At 69.2% G+C, this 15,849-nt stretch carries 18 protein-coding genes; 5 read left to right on the top strand and 13 right to left on the bottom strand.

Going from position 1 to position 15,849, the window contains the following annotated elements; translation table 11 throughout:
* Window positions 1-98: 98 nt before the first annotated feature.
* Both C5E05_RS11580 and C5E05_RS11575 read left to right on the top strand, forming a co-directional pair.
* The gene (locus C5E05_RS11580) at window positions 99-479 is read left to right on the top strand and encodes a multidrug efflux SMR transporter (RefSeq protein ID WP_104342003.1); all 381 of its coding nucleotides are present in this window, start codon (window positions 99-101) and stop codon (window positions 477-479) included.
* On the top strand, window positions 476-802 hold the full coding sequence (locus C5E05_RS11575; RefSeq protein ID WP_104243859.1) for a multidrug efflux SMR transporter: 327 nt from the start codon (window positions 476-478) through the stop codon (window positions 800-802). The genes C5E05_RS11580 and C5E05_RS11575 overlap by 4 nt, the downstream gene beginning before the upstream one ends.
* 19 nt (window positions 803-821) lie before the next feature.
* Here the strand turns inward: C5E05_RS11575 and C5E05_RS11570 are convergent, their stop codons facing one another.
* Window positions 822-2,825, bottom strand: a complete 2,004-nt coding sequence (locus tag C5E05_RS11570; RefSeq protein ID WP_219819526.1) for a glucose PTS transporter subunit IIA — start codon at window positions 2,823-2,825, stop codon at window positions 822-824.
* A 152-nt stretch (window positions 2,826-2,977) separates the two neighbouring features.
* A complete protein-coding gene (locus tag C5E05_RS11565; protein ID WP_104342001.1) occupies window positions 2,978-3,859 on the bottom strand; it encodes a MurR/RpiR family transcriptional regulator in 882 nt (293 codons plus the stop codon).
* A gap of 138 nt (window positions 3,860-3,997) precedes the next feature.
* Between C5E05_RS11565 and murQ the strand changes: the two genes are divergently transcribed.
* Complete coding sequence (murQ, locus tag C5E05_RS11560; protein WP_104342025.1) at window positions 3,998-4,918, top strand: N-acetylmuramic acid 6-phosphate etherase; 921 nt, start codon at window positions 3,998-4,000, stop codon at window positions 4,916-4,918.
* Window positions 4,919-4,986: 68 nt separating this feature from the next.
* On the opposite strand, the gene C5E05_RS11555 is transcribed toward murQ, so the two are convergent.
* The 5 genes from C5E05_RS11555 to C5E05_RS20175 are packed head-to-tail and all read right to left on the bottom strand — an operon-like array spanning window position 4,987 to window position 9,268.
* Window positions 4,987-5,820 carry an SDR family NAD(P)-dependent oxidoreductase gene (locus C5E05_RS11555; RefSeq protein WP_104342000.1) on the bottom strand — a complete coding sequence of 278 codons (834 nt, stop codon included), beginning with the start codon at window positions 5,818-5,820 and terminating at the stop codon, window positions 4,987-4,989.
* Window positions 5,813-6,466: a TetR/AcrR family transcriptional regulator C-terminal domain-containing protein gene (locus tag C5E05_RS11550; protein WP_104300212.1), complete on the bottom strand. Its 654-nt coding sequence runs from the start codon at window positions 6,464-6,466 to the stop codon at window positions 5,813-5,815. The genes C5E05_RS11555 and C5E05_RS11550 overlap by 8 nt, the downstream gene beginning before the upstream one ends.
* Window positions 6,467-6,516: 50 nt before the next feature.
* Window positions 6,517-7,608 (bottom strand): alcohol dehydrogenase catalytic domain-containing protein, encoded by a 1,092-nt coding sequence (locus tag C5E05_RS11545; RefSeq protein ID WP_104300214.1) that lies wholly within the window; start codon window positions 7,606-7,608, stop codon window positions 6,517-6,519.
* Window positions 7,609-7,610: 2 nt separating this feature from the next.
* A complete protein-coding gene (locus tag C5E05_RS11540) occupies window positions 7,611-9,098 on the bottom strand; it encodes a cytosine permease (protein WP_181062583.1) in 1,488 nt (495 codons plus the stop codon).
* The gene (locus C5E05_RS20175) at window positions 9,095-9,268 is read right to left on the bottom strand and encodes a hypothetical protein (RefSeq protein ID WP_181058060.1); all 174 of its coding nucleotides are present in this window, start codon (window positions 9,266-9,268) and stop codon (window positions 9,095-9,097) included. Before C5E05_RS20175 ends, C5E05_RS11540 begins: the two co-directional genes overlap by 4 nt.
* A gap of 153 nt (window positions 9,269-9,421) precedes the next feature.
* On the opposite strand from C5E05_RS20175, the gene C5E05_RS11535 reads away from it, so the two are divergent.
* Window positions 9,422-10,261, top strand: a complete 840-nt coding sequence (locus C5E05_RS11535; RefSeq protein WP_104341999.1) for a nitrilase-related carbon-nitrogen hydrolase — start codon at window positions 9,422-9,424, stop codon at window positions 10,259-10,261.
* Between the two features lie 27 nt (window positions 10,262-10,288).
* Here the strand turns inward: C5E05_RS11535 and C5E05_RS11530 are convergent, their stop codons facing one another.
* Window positions 10,289-10,558 carry a hypothetical protein gene (locus C5E05_RS11530; RefSeq protein WP_104341998.1) on the bottom strand — a complete coding sequence of 90 codons (270 nt, stop codon included), beginning with the start codon at window positions 10,556-10,558 and terminating at the stop codon, window positions 10,289-10,291.
* Window positions 10,559-10,685: 127 nt separating this feature from the next.
* Between C5E05_RS11530 and C5E05_RS11525 the strand changes: the two genes are divergently transcribed.
* Entirely contained in the window at window positions 10,686-11,666 is a 981-nt protein-coding gene (locus tag C5E05_RS11525; protein WP_104341997.1) for an aldo/keto reductase, read from the top strand.
* Window positions 11,667-11,709: 43 nt separating this feature from the next.
* Here C5E05_RS11525 and C5E05_RS11520 read toward each other — a convergent pair whose 3' ends face one another.
* The 5 genes from C5E05_RS11520 to C5E05_RS11500 are packed head-to-tail and all read right to left on the bottom strand — an operon-like array spanning window position 11,710 to window position 15,820.
* Window positions 11,710-12,168 (bottom strand): Fur family transcriptional regulator, encoded by a 459-nt coding sequence (locus C5E05_RS11520; protein ID WP_104307530.1) that lies wholly within the window; start codon window positions 12,166-12,168, stop codon window positions 11,710-11,712.
* Window position 12,169: 1 nt separating this feature from the next.
* Complete coding sequence (locus tag C5E05_RS11515) at window positions 12,170-13,006, bottom strand: metal ABC transporter permease (RefSeq protein WP_104341996.1); 837 nt, start codon at window positions 13,004-13,006, stop codon at window positions 12,170-12,172.
* A 2-nt stretch (window positions 13,007-13,008) separates the two neighbouring features.
* A complete protein-coding gene (locus tag C5E05_RS11510; RefSeq protein WP_181059543.1) occupies window positions 13,009-13,920 on the bottom strand; it encodes a metal ABC transporter permease in 912 nt (303 codons plus the stop codon).
* The gene (locus tag C5E05_RS11505; RefSeq protein ID WP_104243885.1) at window positions 13,917-14,726 is read right to left on the bottom strand and encodes a metal ABC transporter ATP-binding protein; all 810 of its coding nucleotides are present in this window, start codon (window positions 14,724-14,726) and stop codon (window positions 13,917-13,919) included. Before C5E05_RS11505 ends, C5E05_RS11510 begins: the two co-directional genes overlap by 4 nt.
* Window positions 14,723-15,820, bottom strand: coding sequence for a metal ABC transporter substrate-binding protein (locus C5E05_RS11500; RefSeq protein WP_258064851.1), 1,098 nt, complete (start codon window positions 15,818-15,820; stop codon window positions 14,723-14,725). The genes C5E05_RS11505 and C5E05_RS11500 overlap by 4 nt, the downstream gene beginning before the upstream one ends.
* Window positions 15,821-15,849: the final 29 nt, after the last annotated feature.

Here is a 15,849-nt window from a genome sequence, read left to right as displayed (position 1 = left end):
CACCACTTGCCGCCCTCACCCAACGCTATCGAGCCCGGGTCCGAGAGCCCCGGGAGCTGCCGCTTCTGTCCGTCATCCGAACCTGCGAGAATCCGCGCATGCGCAAATGGCTGCTCCTGGCCGCGGCGATCTCGTGCGAGGTCACCGCATCCCTCTCCCTCAAGGGGGCACTGGATGCCCCCGCTCTGTACGCGGTCGTCGTCACCGGGTACCTGGCTTCGTTCGCGTTCCTTGCACTTGTGCTGCGCGCCGGCTTGCCCCTCGGCGTCGCCTACGGCATCTGGGGTGCCCTGGGGGTCGCCCTGACCGCCCTGCTGTCGGCGCTGCTCTTCGCAGAACCGCTCACCGCACTCATGGGCCTCGGCATCGTGCTCATCATCGGCGGCGTGCTGCTCGTCGAGCTGGGATCGCAGCGCGCGCACGACCGCGCCGAACGACTGAAGGATCAGACGCAGAGGGCCGACGGGGTGTCCGCGTGACGCTCGGCTGGCTCTTCCTCGCCGGCGCGATCCTCACCGAGGTCGGCGGCACGCTCTCCCTGCGGAAGACCGTCGACGGCAGCCGCCTCTGGTACCTGCCCGTCGCCGTCGGCTACGTGACCGCCTTCACACTGCTGTCGCTGACCTTGGCGCAAGGGGTACCGCTCGGCGTCGCCTACGGCATCTGGGCGGCCGTCGGCGTCGCACTCACCGCCGTGCTCAGCCACTTCATCTTCAAGGAGCCGTTCACGTGGATGATGGCGGCCGGCATCGCCCTCATCGGCGCCGGCGTGCTGCTCGTCGAGGTGGGTGGCCAGCACTGAGCACCGGCCACCTCACGCTTCAGCTTCGGGCTGACGTGGCGGCGGCAACCGCTTCGACGGTGAGCGGCGGGCCGCCCTGGGATCGGCGCTCCACGATCGGGAATGCTGCGCCGTTCAGCACCACCACGGGGGTGGCGAGCGAGCGGACCCGGGCACGCACGGCATCGAGATCCACCTTGACGATCACGTCACCGGCCTCGACGACGTCACCCTCCGCTCGCTTGAGGTCGAACCCCTCGCCGTGCAGGTCGACGGTGCCGAGGCCGATGTGCACGAGGACCTCGAGCCCTTCGGGGGTCGTGACGCCGAACGCGTGGCCGGTCGGGAACAACGCCGTGATGGTTCCGGATACGGGACTGCGGAAGTCGCCGGACGTCGGCTCGACCGCGAAGCCGTCACCCATCGTGCCCGCGGAGAACGCCTCGTCCTCGACGTCGGAGAGGCGGATCACCGTTCCTTCGACCGGGGCGAGGACATCGATGCGCTGGCCCGCAACGCCTGCAATGCCAGCAGCCCCGCCGGTCACGCCGGCCGTGGCCGCAGCGCCCTCCAGCGCGGCCTCGTCGCCGAGCAGCTTGTTCTTCTCGTCGCCCTGATTCGCGTTGTGCTCGGCGAGGAGCGCCGGCGTGAAGCCCCAGAAGTAGGTGATCAGGAAACCGGAGATGTACCCGGCGAGGAGCCCGACGACATACGCGAGGATCGCGTATCCCTGCCCGTTGTCGCTCTGCAGCAACGGCAGCAGCGCCCACCCAGAGGGGCCGATCGCCGTCGCGCCGAAGGCACCCGCGAACTGGTTGAAGGCCCCAGCGACTGCACCGCCGACGGCACCGCCGAGGCAGGCGGTGAGGAAGGGGCGCCCCAGCGGCAGCGTGACCGCGTAGATCAGCGGCTCCCCGACGCCCAGGATGCCGACCGGGAGGGCACCCTTGATCGTCGTCCGCAGGGACCTGTTCCGGTTCAGCCTGAAGAAGATCGCGAGCGCGGCGCCGACCTGTCCCGCTCCCGCCATCGCGAGGATCGTGAGGAGCGGCGTGAAGCCCACCTGCTCGATGAGCGTCGCGTGGATGGGGATGAGCGCCTGGTGGAGGCCGAGCATCACGAGCGGCAGGAAGAGCCCGCCGAGCACGAACCCGGCAAGGAGACCGGAGTTGTCGAGCAGCCAGATCGCGCCCGTGCCGATGGCACTCGCAATGTTGCCCGCGACGAACATGAACACGAAGATCGTGGCGAGTCCGGAGATGAGGAGAGCCAGCGTCGGCGTGACGAGGATGTCGATGGCATCCGGGATCTTCCCGCGCAGACTGCGCTCGATCCAGGCGCAGAGCCCGGCGGCGAAGATAGCCCCGATGACGCCGCCCTGCCCGGGTGCGAGCACGATTTCGCCGAGGACGGGGAGGCTGTACTGCACGTCGCTGATGCCTGCGAAGACGATGATCGCCGCGACGGCGCCACCGAGCGCGGGTGTGCCGCCGAACTCCTTGGCGGCGTTGATGCCGGCGAAGATCGGCAGGAACGCGAAGAACGCCGAGCCGATGACGGTGAGAGCCGGAACCACCGCCTCGACGAACTCAGGAGCCGTCCCGACCGTGACCCAGTTGACGAGGAGCCCGCGCACGGCGGCCACGATGCCGGCTCCGATGAGCGCCGGGATGAGCGGCACGAAGATATTGGCGATCTTGCGGATGAAGTTCTTGAACGGGGTGTTGTTGCGTTGCTTCTGACCAGCCTTGATGGCCGCGCCACGCGCGGCGAGGGCCTCGGCGTCAGCGCCCGAGGCACCGAGCGCTCGACGGAACCCGTCGGTCACCTTGGTGACCTTGCCTGGTCCGAGCACAACCTGGTAGGTGTCGTCATCGACAACGCCCAGCACGCCGGAAAGCGATGTGATCGCGCCGTCGTCGACCAGGTCGCGGTCGACGAGGGAGACCCGCATCCGCGTCATGCAGTTCTCGACGCCGGCGATGTTGCCTGGGCCACCGAGCAGCTTCAGCAGCTCGCTGGCGAGATCGTCGTTTGCGCTCATGGGCATCCTCTTCTCGCGACGTTGCTCGAATTTTGAAGAACAGTACCAGGATGAACGAAGAAAAGGTAAAAAAGTTCCCTACCAGCGCGAGCCGAGGGACCCACCGGCTCGGCTGGGCACCGCACGGCACCGAGGCCGCTCGTCGCAGGACCTCAGCCCCGCGGGACCGCCCGATGCGTCTTCTCGATGGCCGCGACAGAACCCTCGTAGTCGACCTGCGCGACCCCGGTGAAGACGCAGTCGACGACCATGAGCTGCGCGATACGACTGCCGAGCGCCGCGGAACGCAACGGGGTCTCCCGGGCAGCGGTGCGCAGGACGATGTCGGCGAGACCGGCAAGCGATGACCGCTCATGGTTCGTGATCGCGATCGTCGTCGCTCCCGCTGACTTCGCGATGCGGAGGAACTCGACCACCCCAGCGGTCTCGCCGGAATGCGAGATGGCGATCGCGACAGACCGATCGTCGAGCACAGCCGCGGCCGTCCATGCCGCATGGGCCTCCGGCCACTCGAGGGCGATTCGCCCGATTCGAGAGAGCTTGCGCTGCAGGTCGACACCGACCACGGAACTCGCCCCGATCCCGTGGATGTCGACACGGGCGGCGCCCGCGATGGCCGCGACGGCAGCCGCCAGGGAGTCGATATCGAGGACCTCGGCGGTGTCCGCGATCGAGAGCGTCTCGTTCATCGCGATCTTGGCGACGACGTCGGCGAGCGAATCGCTCGGTGAGATGTCTGCCGCCGGTGCGACCCCTCCGCTCGAGGCGAGGCGCTCTCGCAGGTTCTGCTCGGTGAGGTCGTGACGCAGATCGCGGAAGCGCGCGTATCCGGCACGTCGCGTGAACCGCACGACCGTGGTCGTCGAGGTGTCGGCGAGCTCCGCGATCTCCGCCATCGACTTCGACGCGAAACCCTCGGGGTCGGCGAGGAGCGCCTCGGCGATGCGACGCTCCGACGGCCGAAGCGAGGGCAGCAGCGCCCGAAGCTCGACCAGTACAGTGCGAGAGTTCGACTCAGTGCCTTGAGTGCTCACGATCCACCTGCTTTCCGAGGACAGCGTAGCGAGGCAGCACCACGCCGCGCCGCGGAAGTTTATTTACTTACCCAACGCATCTCGTGTACTTTCATAACTCAGGATCGCACGGTGGCGAGCCGAGGATCGGAGACGAGCATGCCAGACACAGAGATCTCGACACTCGCGGCGCTCTCGACCGAGGGGCGCAATCCGCGCAGCATGGAGCTCGACACACTCGAAACCGAGCAGATCCTGCGCCTCATGAACGACGAGGATGCGACCGTCGCCGGCGCCGTCCGCGCCGCGCTCCCCGTCATCGCGCGAGCCGCCGATCGCATCGCGGAGGCGCGGCGTGCCGGCGGGCGACTCATCTACCTCGGCGCTGGCACCAGCGGCCGCATCGGCCTCCTCGACGCGGTCGAGTGCCCTCCGACCTTCGGCACCTCCCCCGAGGATGTCCTCGGCGTCATGGCCGGTGGGTCGCAAGCGTTCGTGCGCGCCGTCGAGGGCGCCGAGGACGACCCCGAACTGGCTGAGCGGGAACTGGACGCGGTCGCCCTGCGGGCAGAGGATGTCGTCGTGGGACTCGCGGCGAGCGGACGCACGCCGTACGTCATCGGCGGACTCAAGGCCGCCAGGCGCCGCGGCGCCGCGACCATCTCCATCGCCTGCAACGCGGGCGCGCCCATCAGCGCGGAAGCCGATATCGCGATCGAGGTCGTGACCGGGCCGGAGGTCCTCACGGGGTCGACCAGGCTCAAGGCCGGCACCGCTCAGAAGCTCGTGTGCAACATGCTCTCGACGGCCAGCATGGTCCACGGTGGCAAGGCCTACGGCAACCTCATGGTCGACGTCCGCCCATCCAACGCCAAGCTGGTCGACCGGGCTCAGCGCATCGTCGCCGAGGCGACGGGGGCGTCACGCGCCGACTCCGACGCCGCACTCGCATCGGCGAGCGATCATGCGAAGACCGCCGTGGTCATGCTGCTCGCCGACTGCGACGCGCAGCGGGCCGCCGCCCTGCTCACCGAGGCCGAGGGAAGCGTGCGCAAGGCGGTCGAGCTCGCCGCAGGCTGAGCCCGGCGACCGAGAGCTGAGCTGAGCTGAGCTGAGACACACCGCCCACAGGTCGACGGCCCTGCTCGTCACCCGGCGTCGAGCCCCACCAGCTCCGCGCTGCGCTTCCACAGGCCCTCGATGAGGTCCTCGTCGAAGATCTGCGGATTCACGTTGGTCGCGTGGTGCCGTTCGTCGTAGTACTCCCCCGCCTGCCAGGTCACACCGGGCTGCCCGGCGATGAACCACTCGAGCGTCTCGCCGCCCTTGGCCGCGCTGATCGTGAAGAGCTTCGCGAGCGGCGTGCGGTAGAGCAGGCGCATGAGGCTCGTCGAGTCGGAGGAGAAGTTCGTGCCGACGACCCCGGGGTGGAAGGCGACGCTCGCGACGGGCCGTCCCGCCAGGCCTCGGTGCAGCCCCTTGGTGAAGAGGATGTTCGCGAGCTTCGCGTCGCCGTAGGCCTTGTTCGCGCTGAAGCGGGCGTCATTGTTGAGGTCGTCGAGATCGATGCGACCCATGAGCCGCGCCGCGATGCTCGCCGTGTTCACGACGGCCCCCACGCTGACCTGGTCGAGCAGGAGGTTCGTGAGCAGGAACGGTGCGAGGTGGTTGACCTGCAGGGTCAGCTCGTGACCGTCGACGGTGCGCGATCGGTCGCCGAAGATGCCGCCGGCGTTGTTCGCGAGCACGTCGATCGGGCCGACCTGCTCGACGAGTCCTGCCGCGAGCTCCCGCACTTCGTCGAGGCGGGAGAAGTCGGCGACGAAGCGCTCCGCCCCGATCTCCTCGGCGACGGCAGCCGTCTTCTCCGCGTTGCGCCCGACGACGACCACGCGCCACCCCTTGGCCGCGAGCGCCCGCGCCGCCGCGGCTCCGATCCCGTCCGAGCCACCCGTGATGACGACGGTGCGCGCCTCAGCCACGAGCGTTCGCCTCCAAGACGCTCTCGAGTCGCGTGATGATCGCCTCGAGTCCGAAGTCGAAGGCCAGCTCGAGGCGACGCGACGGCTCGAGCGACGTCGTCACGCCGTGGAGGACGGGGTGCGCGACAGGGTCGGCCGGCCACGGAATGGGCGGGGATGCCGCATCCACGACTCGCCCGAAGGTGAGCCCTTCGAGCACGGCGATCGCGACGAGCGCCTGCTCGTCGGTGAACCCCACCGCGCGGAACGTGATCGCGATGGCCTCGTAGACGTTGAGCGTCTCCTCGTCGCTCACGGGTTCCTGCACCATGATCGGCAGGGCGAGCGGATGCTTCGCGAGGGCCGAGGTGTAGTCCTTCGACCATCGTCGGACCTGGTCCTGCCAGCTCAGGGCGGCGAGCGCCGCGAGGTCCTCGTCGGTGGCATCCTCGAGCCCGATCGCGAGCGAGAGCTCGGTGCTGATGAGACTGCGGATGCCGTTGACGATGCCCGCCCGCCCCTGCACGTGGTGGTACATCGACGAAGCGCTCACGCCGAGCTCCTTCGCGAGGACCGGAATGGAGAAGTCACCCTTTCGGTCGATCTGGTCGAGCGCAGCCAGACAGATCTTCTCGGGCGACAGGATCGGTACCCGCGGACGAGCCATGGTCACACTCCCAGTTCTCGATCCACGGCAGAGCGTGGAGATGGATCGGTCTAGAAGACTATGACGCTTCTCGCGCGCTCGCCTCTCCGCATGGCATCGAACGCGTCGTTGACGTCGCTCAGCTGGATGCGTTCGCTGATGAGCTTGTCGACGGGCAGGCGCCCGGCGAGGTAGAGCGCGGCGAGCTTCGGGAAGTCGCGGCCGGGCACCGTGGAGCCGTAGTTCGTGCCGATGAGGCGCTTGCCGGTCTCGGCGAGCATCAGGGCGTCGATCGAGACCGGGGCGTCGACCGGCGGGAGTCCGACGATGACGGCGGTGCCGCCCGGCGCGATGAGGCTGGGCAGGGACTCGATGGTCTGCACGCGTCCGATGGCCTCGAACGCGTATTCGGCGCCGCCACCCGTGATCTCAGCCACCTGGGCGGCGAGATCGGGCCCAGGCACGATCGTGTGGGTCGCCCCGAGCTCGCGGGCCGCGGCGAGCTTGTCCTCGTTGAGGTCGATGGCGATGATGGGGTTCGCTCCCACGAGGTGCAGGCCCATGATGATGCTCTGCCCGACGCCACCGGCGCCGATGACGACCGCTGACTCGCCCGCGTCGACGGAGGCGTCGTTGACGACCGTGCCGATGCCGGTGGCGATCGAGCAGCCGATGAGGCTCGCGACGTCGAACGGCACCTCACGGGGAACCTTGATGGCGGCCGACTCCGGCACCACCGCGTACTCGCTCATCGTGCCGGCCGTGAGGTACGGGTACACGGGTTCGCCGTCGAGCGACAGGGGCGTCGTGCCGTCGGGGAGGAGGCACTCCTCGCTGCGGCTGCCCGTGCACACGTAGGCGCGACCGCTGAGGCAGGCGGTGCACCGGCGGCAGGGGTAGAACCAGCTGAGGATGACGTGGTCGCCCGGTTCGACGTCGACGACGCCTTCGCCGATGGCGATGACCTCGCCGGCACCCTCGTGGCCCATGACGGTGGGTGATGGCAGCTGCCAGTCGCCGTCGAGCACGTGCCGGTCGGAGCCACAGACGCCGGACGCGCCGAGCTTCACGAGCACGGTGCCCGGCCCCGGCTCAGCGACCTCGATCTCGCGGATCTCGAGCTGGTTGCTTCCCTCGAAGTGAACTGCCGCTTGTGCGCGCATGGTCAGACCCCTTTCCGGGTGGTCGTCTGGTGAGTGGTCGTGGCTTCCGTGTCCGAGAACGCGCCGACGCCGCGGCGCCGGTAGAGGAGCTGGGCGAGCAGCAGGTACACGCCGCCCGAGAGCACGGTGGCTGGGGCCGAGGCGGTGAGGATCAGGAAGAGCGGATGCGTCTCGAGGGTCACCGGGTTGTAGATCCACAGGTAGAACGCCGCACCGACGACGACCGAGATGATGCCGGCCCAGTTGACGCCGCCCGTGAAGTGGTAAGCGCTCTCGCCTCGGAGCCGGTAGAGGTCGGGGAGGCGAACCCACTGGCGTCGGAGCACGAAGTAGTCGGCGAGGATCGCCCCGCACATGGCGGCCAGGAAGGCGCCGGAGATCGTGACGAACACCATGAACTGCTGGTACATGAAGTCCGGGAAGAACGTGAGGATCGCTGGGAGCACGAAGAACGAGCCGCAGAGCAGCGGCCAGGGCACGCGCCCGAGGAGGTTGCCGCTCGCCTGCCTGATCGCGAGCACCGTCGAGTAGACGATGGAGGACATGCTCGTGATGTTGGCGAACGAGATGAACAGCAGCATGAACGCGCCGAGGATCGGACCGCCGAGCGGGAGCATCCACACCGTCGGGTCGGAGTCGCCGAGGGTGAGCGCCGCGGCCATGCCGACGACCTGGGCGACGAGCGTGCCGACGATGAGGCCGGTGAACGCGGGCCAGAGAGCCGCCTTGGGCGAGCGGGTCATGCGCGCCATGGAGCCCATCACGGGGTACCAGGAGAAGCCGACGGCGACGTTGAACTCGACCGCGAGCATGAAGTTCAGCTGCGATTCCTCGAACGGAGCGAGGGGCTCGGCCGCGAAGAGCGCCTCCCAGGACGTATTCGAGACGAGGAAGAACAGCATGAAGACCGTGACGAGCACGAGGCCCGGGGCGACGAAGCGGTTGAGCTTGCCGATCGTGACGGGGCCACGCGACAGGATGAGCCACGCGATGAGGATCGCGACGAGGCCGACAACCGTGACGAGGAGGCTGCCAGAGCCGAAGTCGGTGCCTGCGGCACCGTTGGCGACCTGCGTGACGGCGCGGCCGACCATGATGGCGAGGAGCGACGACCAGCCCATCTCGGTGACGAGGATGACCGTGAAGACGAGCACGCCCACGCCGATGAGCCCGAAGACGGGGCGGAGGATCGTGTACTGCTCGACGCCGAAGCGCGCGCTCGCCGCCGTGGCGGCCGGCACCATGATGCCGAGGCCGATCGCGTTGCCGATGACCATCGCGGCGATGCCGTCCTGGAAGCCGACGAGCAGCGCGGTCGAACCGCCGACGAGGAACGCCCAGGTCGCGATCGCGAGGCTCAGGTTCACCCAGCTGTAGTCCCAGCCGGACCAGATGCGCTCCTTCTTGAGGAGCGGCAGCGAGCCGAACGTCGCCGCCTGGTCGAGTTCGGCGGATGCACCCTCGACCTTTCGCCCGGCGCCGCCGCTCACAGGATCACCACGAGGGCGCCAGCGGCCACGAGGGCCACGCAGGTGAGTGCGAAGAGGCCGATGTCGCGGCCGCTCAGGGGTTCGTGCGCGATGTCGCCGGCTTCGGCGGTCGCGATAGAGTCGAGTCGTCTCGCGAGATCTGCCGTGATCTCCGGGTCGCGCATGTCCATGGGTCCAGCCTTCGTCGTCGAATCCAGAAGAACCGAATTACTTTCGGTTTCGGCTATCCTGAGGCTGCTCCCCCGGCCATGTCAAGAACTACTTTTCGAGAGACACGGCAGGCTCGAGATCCGAGCGACCACGACGACGATGTGAGGCTGGCAATGGCGCTGATTTCCGTACTGCAGGCACAGGGCGCCGTCGGCGCCGTCGGCGCCGTCGAGGAGAACCTCGACCTCCTCCGCTCCTTCGCCGGGCGAGCGGCCGAGGCTGGCACCGACATCCTCGTCACGCCAGAGCTCTTCGCCACCGGCTACGCGCCAGAGCGAGTCGCCGGCGAGGACGGCTCGGCCATCCGCGAGCAGATCGCACGCATCGCCGCCGACTCCGGCATCGCGATCGTCGCATCCACGGTCGAGCACACCATCGAACGCTCAGCCGGGTTCGCCGCCAACGCCACGACCGAGCGCCGCTTCATCTCGGCTTCGCTCTTCGCGAGCGACGGCAACGAGCTCACCCGCTACCGCAAGTCGAACCTCTTCGGCGCTGAGGAGCAGCGGGTCTTCGACCTCGGGGATGCCGCCGCCGAGGTCGTCGAGGTCGCGGGCCTCAGGGTCGCGCTCGCCATCTGCTACGACATCGAGTTCCCCGAGATCGCTCGACGTGCCGCGGTCGCGGGCGCGGAGGCACTGCTCATCCCGACGGCCGTTCCGTCGACGGGCGACGTCGCGGGCGACCAGCCAGGGCACTCGTACAACGCCGAGGTCATCTCGACGCACATGGTGCCCGTGCGGGCCCTCGAGAACGGGCTGTACATCGCCTACGCGAATCACTCGGGTCCGGGATTCACGGGGCTCAGCTGCATCGCGAGCCCCTACGGCAACACTCTCGCCATCGCCGGTCGCGACGACACCGAGCTGCTGAGCGCCGAGTTCACGCCCTCGGAGGTGGCGAAGTCCCGCGAGGTCAACACGTACCTGAAGGACCTCCGCGACTTCCGCTAGCCCCGCACATCTCGGCCAGCTGCACGCCTACCGGTCGCTCGTCGGCCCGATCGGCTCGGACGCCGAGCCGTCCTGGGTGTCGGGCCGCGCCGCATCCATCGACCGTCGGCGGGCCGCCGTCTCGCGGCCCAGCTGCCGCCCGCCGAAGACGACGAGCACGAGGCCGACGACCAGCGACGCGATGCGCACCCAGACGGGAAGATCCGCGATGAGCGCCGGGCCGGCGAAGATGAAGGTGGCGGCAACGAAGTACCAGACGGCGACCTGCTGGGGAGCGGCTTCCTGCTCGGGCTTCATGCCCACAACCCTACGAGCGGCAACTGGACGCGACGTCGACGAGTCGGCCGCGGGTGTCGTCCGCGGGGGTCAACCGCGGCCACGGGCCACACGGGCCTAGGTCAGGTGCGGCGCGTTAGCATCGGGGATGCTTCAGCGAACCCTCGGCCGTACCGGCCGCCCCGTGTCCATCGTCGGCCTCGGCACCTGGCAGCTCGGCGCCGACTGGGGTGACGTCGACGAGCACGCAGCGCTCGACGTCCTCAGCGCCGCCGTCGAGAGCGGCGTCACCTTCTTCGACACCGCCGACGTCTATGGTGACGGTCGGAGCGAGACGCTGATCGGAACGTTCCGACGCGAGAACCCGAACGCCGACGTCTTCGTCGCCACGAAGATGGGACGCAGGGGCCCACAGGATCCCGACGAGTTCACGCTCGCCAACTTCCGGGCCTGGACGGACCGCTCGCGCAAGAACCTGGGCGTCGACACCCTCGATCTGGTGCAGCTGCACTGCCCGCCGACCCCGGTGTTCTCGAACGATGCCGTCTACGACGCCCTCGACACGCTCGTCGCCGAGGGTGCGATCGCCGCCTACGGCGTCAGCGTCGAGACCGCGGATGAGGCCCTCGCCGCGATCGCCAGGCCGGGAACCGCGTCCGTGCAGATCGTCTTCAACGCGTTCCGCCTGAAGCCGATCGACCTCGTGCTGCCGGCAGCGCGCGAGGCTGGCGTCGGCATCATCGCCCGAGTGCCCCTCGCCTCCGGTCTCCTGAGCGGCAGGTACACGAAGGACACGACCTTCTCGGCTGACGACCACCGCACCTACAACCGCGACGGCAGCGCCTTCGACGTCGGGGAGACCTTCTCAGGCGTCGACTTCGGCACCGGCGTCGAGGCGGCCCAGGCGTTCGCCGCGGCGCTTCCCGAGGGCATCTCCCCCACCGCGGCGGCCATCGCCTGGGTCGCAGCGCAAGACGGGGTGACGAGTGTCATCCCCGGCGCACGCAACCGAGCGCAGGCGGAGTCGAACGCATCCGCCGCCTCGCTCGAGCTGCCCGCGGATCTCGACGCGAACGTGCACGAGATCTACGACCGGTTCTTCCGCCAGACGGTCCACGCCCGGTGGTGAGCGGCTTCGCGGGCGGCTCCACTGCGGGGTCGCCCCGCGCGGTTTAGGCGGAAGCCGCAGCTGCAGCCGTGCACTTCGGGCACAGGCCGAAGATGTCGACGACGTGCCTCGCCTGCGTGTAGCCGTGCTTCGCGGCGACGCTCGACGCCCACTGCTCGACGGGGTCAGCCGTGATCTCGACGGCCGCTCCGCAGTTGCGGCAGATGAGGTGGTGGTGGTGCTCGCCCATGACGCAGGCGCGGTAGACGACCTCCCCCTCGGCGTTCTGCAGCGAGTCGGCCTCCTCGCTCTCGCTCAGCGTGCCAAGCGTGCGGTACACGGTGGCCAGCCCGATGCGCTCGCCAGCCGCCGACAGCCGCTGGTGCAGCACCTGGGCGCTCACGAACTCCGACGACTCCGCCAGAGCGCGGCGCACGGCCTCACGCTGACGGGTGTTCCTCTTGACGGGGGCCGCAGCGGCACCGGCGGTCGCGCCGCCCTCACCGTTCGTCTCGTCGCTCATATCAGCTGACCATACCGGGGGCGGATGCGCGTTGCGAGACGCCCTGCGCGAACCGGTCGACGACGCCCTTCGCGAGGAGCGCGATGACGAAGATCGCGACCGCCGTGAGCGCCATCGACCCGCCGGCCGCGAACGACAGCGACCGGGACACCTGCAAGCCGACCACGGCGGCGGTGACGCCGAACGCGCAGGACAGGGCGAGCATCCACCCGATGCGCTTCGTGAGGAGCCTGGCCGCCGCCGCGGGAGCCGCGATCATGGCGATCGCCAGGATGGAACCGATCGCCGGCATCGCGACGACCACCGTGAGCGTGATGAGCGCCAGCGCCACGAGATCCCAGACTCCCTCGCGGAAGCCGGCCGCGCGGAAGCCGCGGGCGTCGAAGCTCGAGAACAGCAGTTGCTTGCCGAAGAGCGCGTACACGCCGAGGACAATCACGAGCGCCGCACCGAGCAGCCACACGTTGGTGGGGTTCATGGCGAGTATCGACCCCGTCAGGTACGAGTCGACGCGCACCGACTGGCCGCGGTTGAGCGACGCGAAGAGCATGCCGAGCGCGTAGCCGAAGCTCAGGATGATGCCGGCCGCCACCTGCTTGCCCTGCCGCGGCACTCGCGAGAGCGCGGCCATGAGCGCCACGAGCAGCAGGCTGAAGATGGATGCGCCCACGACGATGTTGATGCCCACGACGGCCGCGAAGACACCGCCGGGGAACGTCGCGTGCGTGAGGGCGACGGTGTAGAAGGCACGCTGGCGCAGCAGCACCAGCACGCCGACGAGACCGCTGAGGAGGCCGACCAGCGTGCCCGTGAGCAGCGCGAGAGCGAAGTAATCCATGGCTACGAGACCACCCCGGCAGCGGATGCGGGGGCACGGCCAGCAGCGGCGGCGGCGCCTCGGCGGCGGGCGGCGGCGGCGAACGCGGTGAGCCTCGTCACGATGACCACCACGAGGTACAGCGCGACGAGCACGAGCACGAGCACGGCGCTCGGGGAAGCCTGGATGCCAGCATCCAGCGACAGCCAGAGGCCAGCCCAGAGGCCGACGAGCCCGCAGCCGACCGACACGAGGAGCGAAACCACGGCGATCGCCCAGACTCGACGCGTGACGAGGCGAGCGACGGCGACCGGCACGATGAGGAGGGCGAGCACAAGCAGGTTGCCGACCGCACGTGCGGCTGCGACGACCACGAGCGCGATCGCGATGTTCAGCGCCAGCTCGTAGGCGAGCACCCGCATGCCGGACGCCTGCGCCTGCTTGCGGTCGAAGGAGACGAGCAGCTGCTCCTTCCAGGTGCCGAGGACCAGCAGCACGGCGGCGCCGCCGAGCACGCAGATCGCGACGATGTCAGCGCTCGAGACCGTGAGGAGCTGCCCGAAGAGGAGATGCTCGAGTCCTGACGCGTAGTCGACGCTGCGCGAGACGATGACGATGCCGAGGGAGAACGCACCGGCGAGGACCACGGCGATGGTCGCGTCTGAGCCGATGCCACGCGCCGAGGCGATGGTCAGTGCAACCGTCGCGATCAGGGCCGCGATGCCGGCGCCGACGTAGACGCCGTCGGTGCCCGCCGCAATGAAGCCGATCACGACGCCGGGGAACACCGAATGCACCAGGCCGTCGCTGAGGAACTCGAGGCCGCGCAACGCGAGGGCCGTGCCGACGATGGCACTCGCGACCGCGAGCACGATGATGGCGACGGCCGCGCTCTGCACGAACGGCAGCTGCAGCAGGACGGAGAGATCGGTCACACCCGGGCCCGCTCGTGATCGTCGCTGTCGTCGCCGCCCGGCGCGCAGACCGTGCCGTGGGCGCCGCCGTGCGCCTCGGTGTCGGCGGACGTGCCGGAGAACGCCGCCGCGAGCGCCGCATCCGTCAACGCCTCCGAGATGGGCCCGCCGGCAATCTGCCTGCCGTTGAGCAACAGCACGTGGGAGCACACCTCATGCGCGAGCTCGAGGTCGTGCGTGGAGACGACGATGCCGACCCCCGTCTCTCGGAGGCGGCGCAGGGTCGCGATGAGCGCATCCCGGTTGGCGCGGTCGAGGCCGTTGAACGGCTCGTCGAGGAGGATGAGCCTCGGCTCGGTGGCGAGCGCCCGAGCGAGCAGGCCGCGCTGCCGCTGGCCACCCGACAGCTCCCCGAAGGTCGTGTTGGCGAGCTCGGTGAGCCCGACCGTCTCAATGGCGCGACGCACGATCTCGCGGTCAGCGGCTCGCGGCCACCGGAGCAGCCCGATGCGCCGGTAGCGGCCCATCATCACGACCTGGCGGAGCGAGACGGGGAAGTCGGGGTCGATGTGCGTCGACTGCGGCAGGTAGCCGACCTCCGACGCGCGAGACCCCGGAGCCGAGCCGAGCACCTCCGCGGTGCCGCTGGTCGACAGGAGACCGAGCAGCGACTGCAACAGCGTCGACTTGCCCGCGCCGTTCGGGCCGAGCAGCGCGACCGCGTCGCCCTCACCCAGCTCGAACGACACACCGGTCAACGCAGGCGCCTCCCTGCCATAGGCAATGGAGGCGTCGCGGTACGAGACGAGCGGGGTTGGATGCGTCACTGCTGCGCGAGCACCTCAGGCACGTCGGTCGCGGTGGCGCCCCAGGAATCGATGATCATCTGAGTATTGTGCACCGTCGCACCGACATACGTGCCCGTCGGGGTTCCCGGCTCGCCGAGCGCATCCGTCGCCAGCGCCTCCTCACCCGAGAACACCTTCGCTCCGGTCTGCGCCGCGATGGTCTCCGCGTTCTGCGGGGAGAGCTGCGTCTCGGTGAAGATGGCCTTCACGTTGTGCTCCTTGATCTCGGCGATGAGGGAGTCGATCTCGGCGGCACTCGGCTCGGCGCTGTCGTCGAAGCTCGGCATGATCGAGCCGACGAACGTGATGCCGTACTGGTCGAGGTAGTAGTGGAGCGCGTCGTGGTTGGTGACGATGACCCGCTCGGCCTCGGGGACGGCGTCCACGTTCGAAGCGATCCACATGTCGAGCTCCGTCAGCTCGGCGTCATAGGTGTCGACGTTCGCCTGCACCGCGGCGGCGTCGATGCCGGGGAGCTCCTCGAGGTGCGTGGCGATCTCGGCCGCCATGAGCTTCGCGTTCGCGGGTGAGGTCCATGTGTGGGGGTTGCCCTCGGCGTGCGCCTCCTCAGTGTGCGCCTCACCCTCTGCGTGCGCCTCCTCCTCGTGGCTGTGCTCTTCGCCCTCGGCGTGCGTGTGCTCGTCCTCGGCGTGCTCTTCCTCACCGTGCTCGTGCTCGTGGCTGCCCGACAGCGTGACGTTGGCCGAGGCATCCACGACCTCACCCGCGTAGCCGCTCGACGAGACGGCCGCGTCGAGCCACTCCTCGAGGCCAGCGCCGCTCGAGACGACGAGATCGGCCGAGCCGAGCGCGACGAGGTCGGCGGGGGTCGGCTCGAAGCTGTGCGCGCTCATGCCGGGCTGCAGCAGCTGCGTGACCTCGACGTTCAGGCCCTCGGTGAGCTCGCGGGTGAAGTCGGCGACCTGCGTGGTGGTCGCGACGACGGTGAACGACTCGCCCTCCGCGGTGGGTGCCGCGGCACTGTCGGTTGCCGCGGTCGGACCGGAGCAGGCCGCGAGCGCGAGGGTGGACAGGCCGGCAAGGGCGATGAGGGCAGGAGAGCGAAGGTTCACACGTGGAGTGTAATTCGTACTGAGAATCA

The sequence above is a fragment of the Pseudoclavibacter sp. AY1H1 genome, assembly GCF_002931055.1.
In the GTDB taxonomy this organism is placed as follows: domain Bacteria; phylum Actinomycetota; class Actinomycetes; order Actinomycetales; family Microbacteriaceae; genus Pseudoclavibacter.
This window is presented reverse-complemented; position numbering and strand designations above follow the sequence as displayed.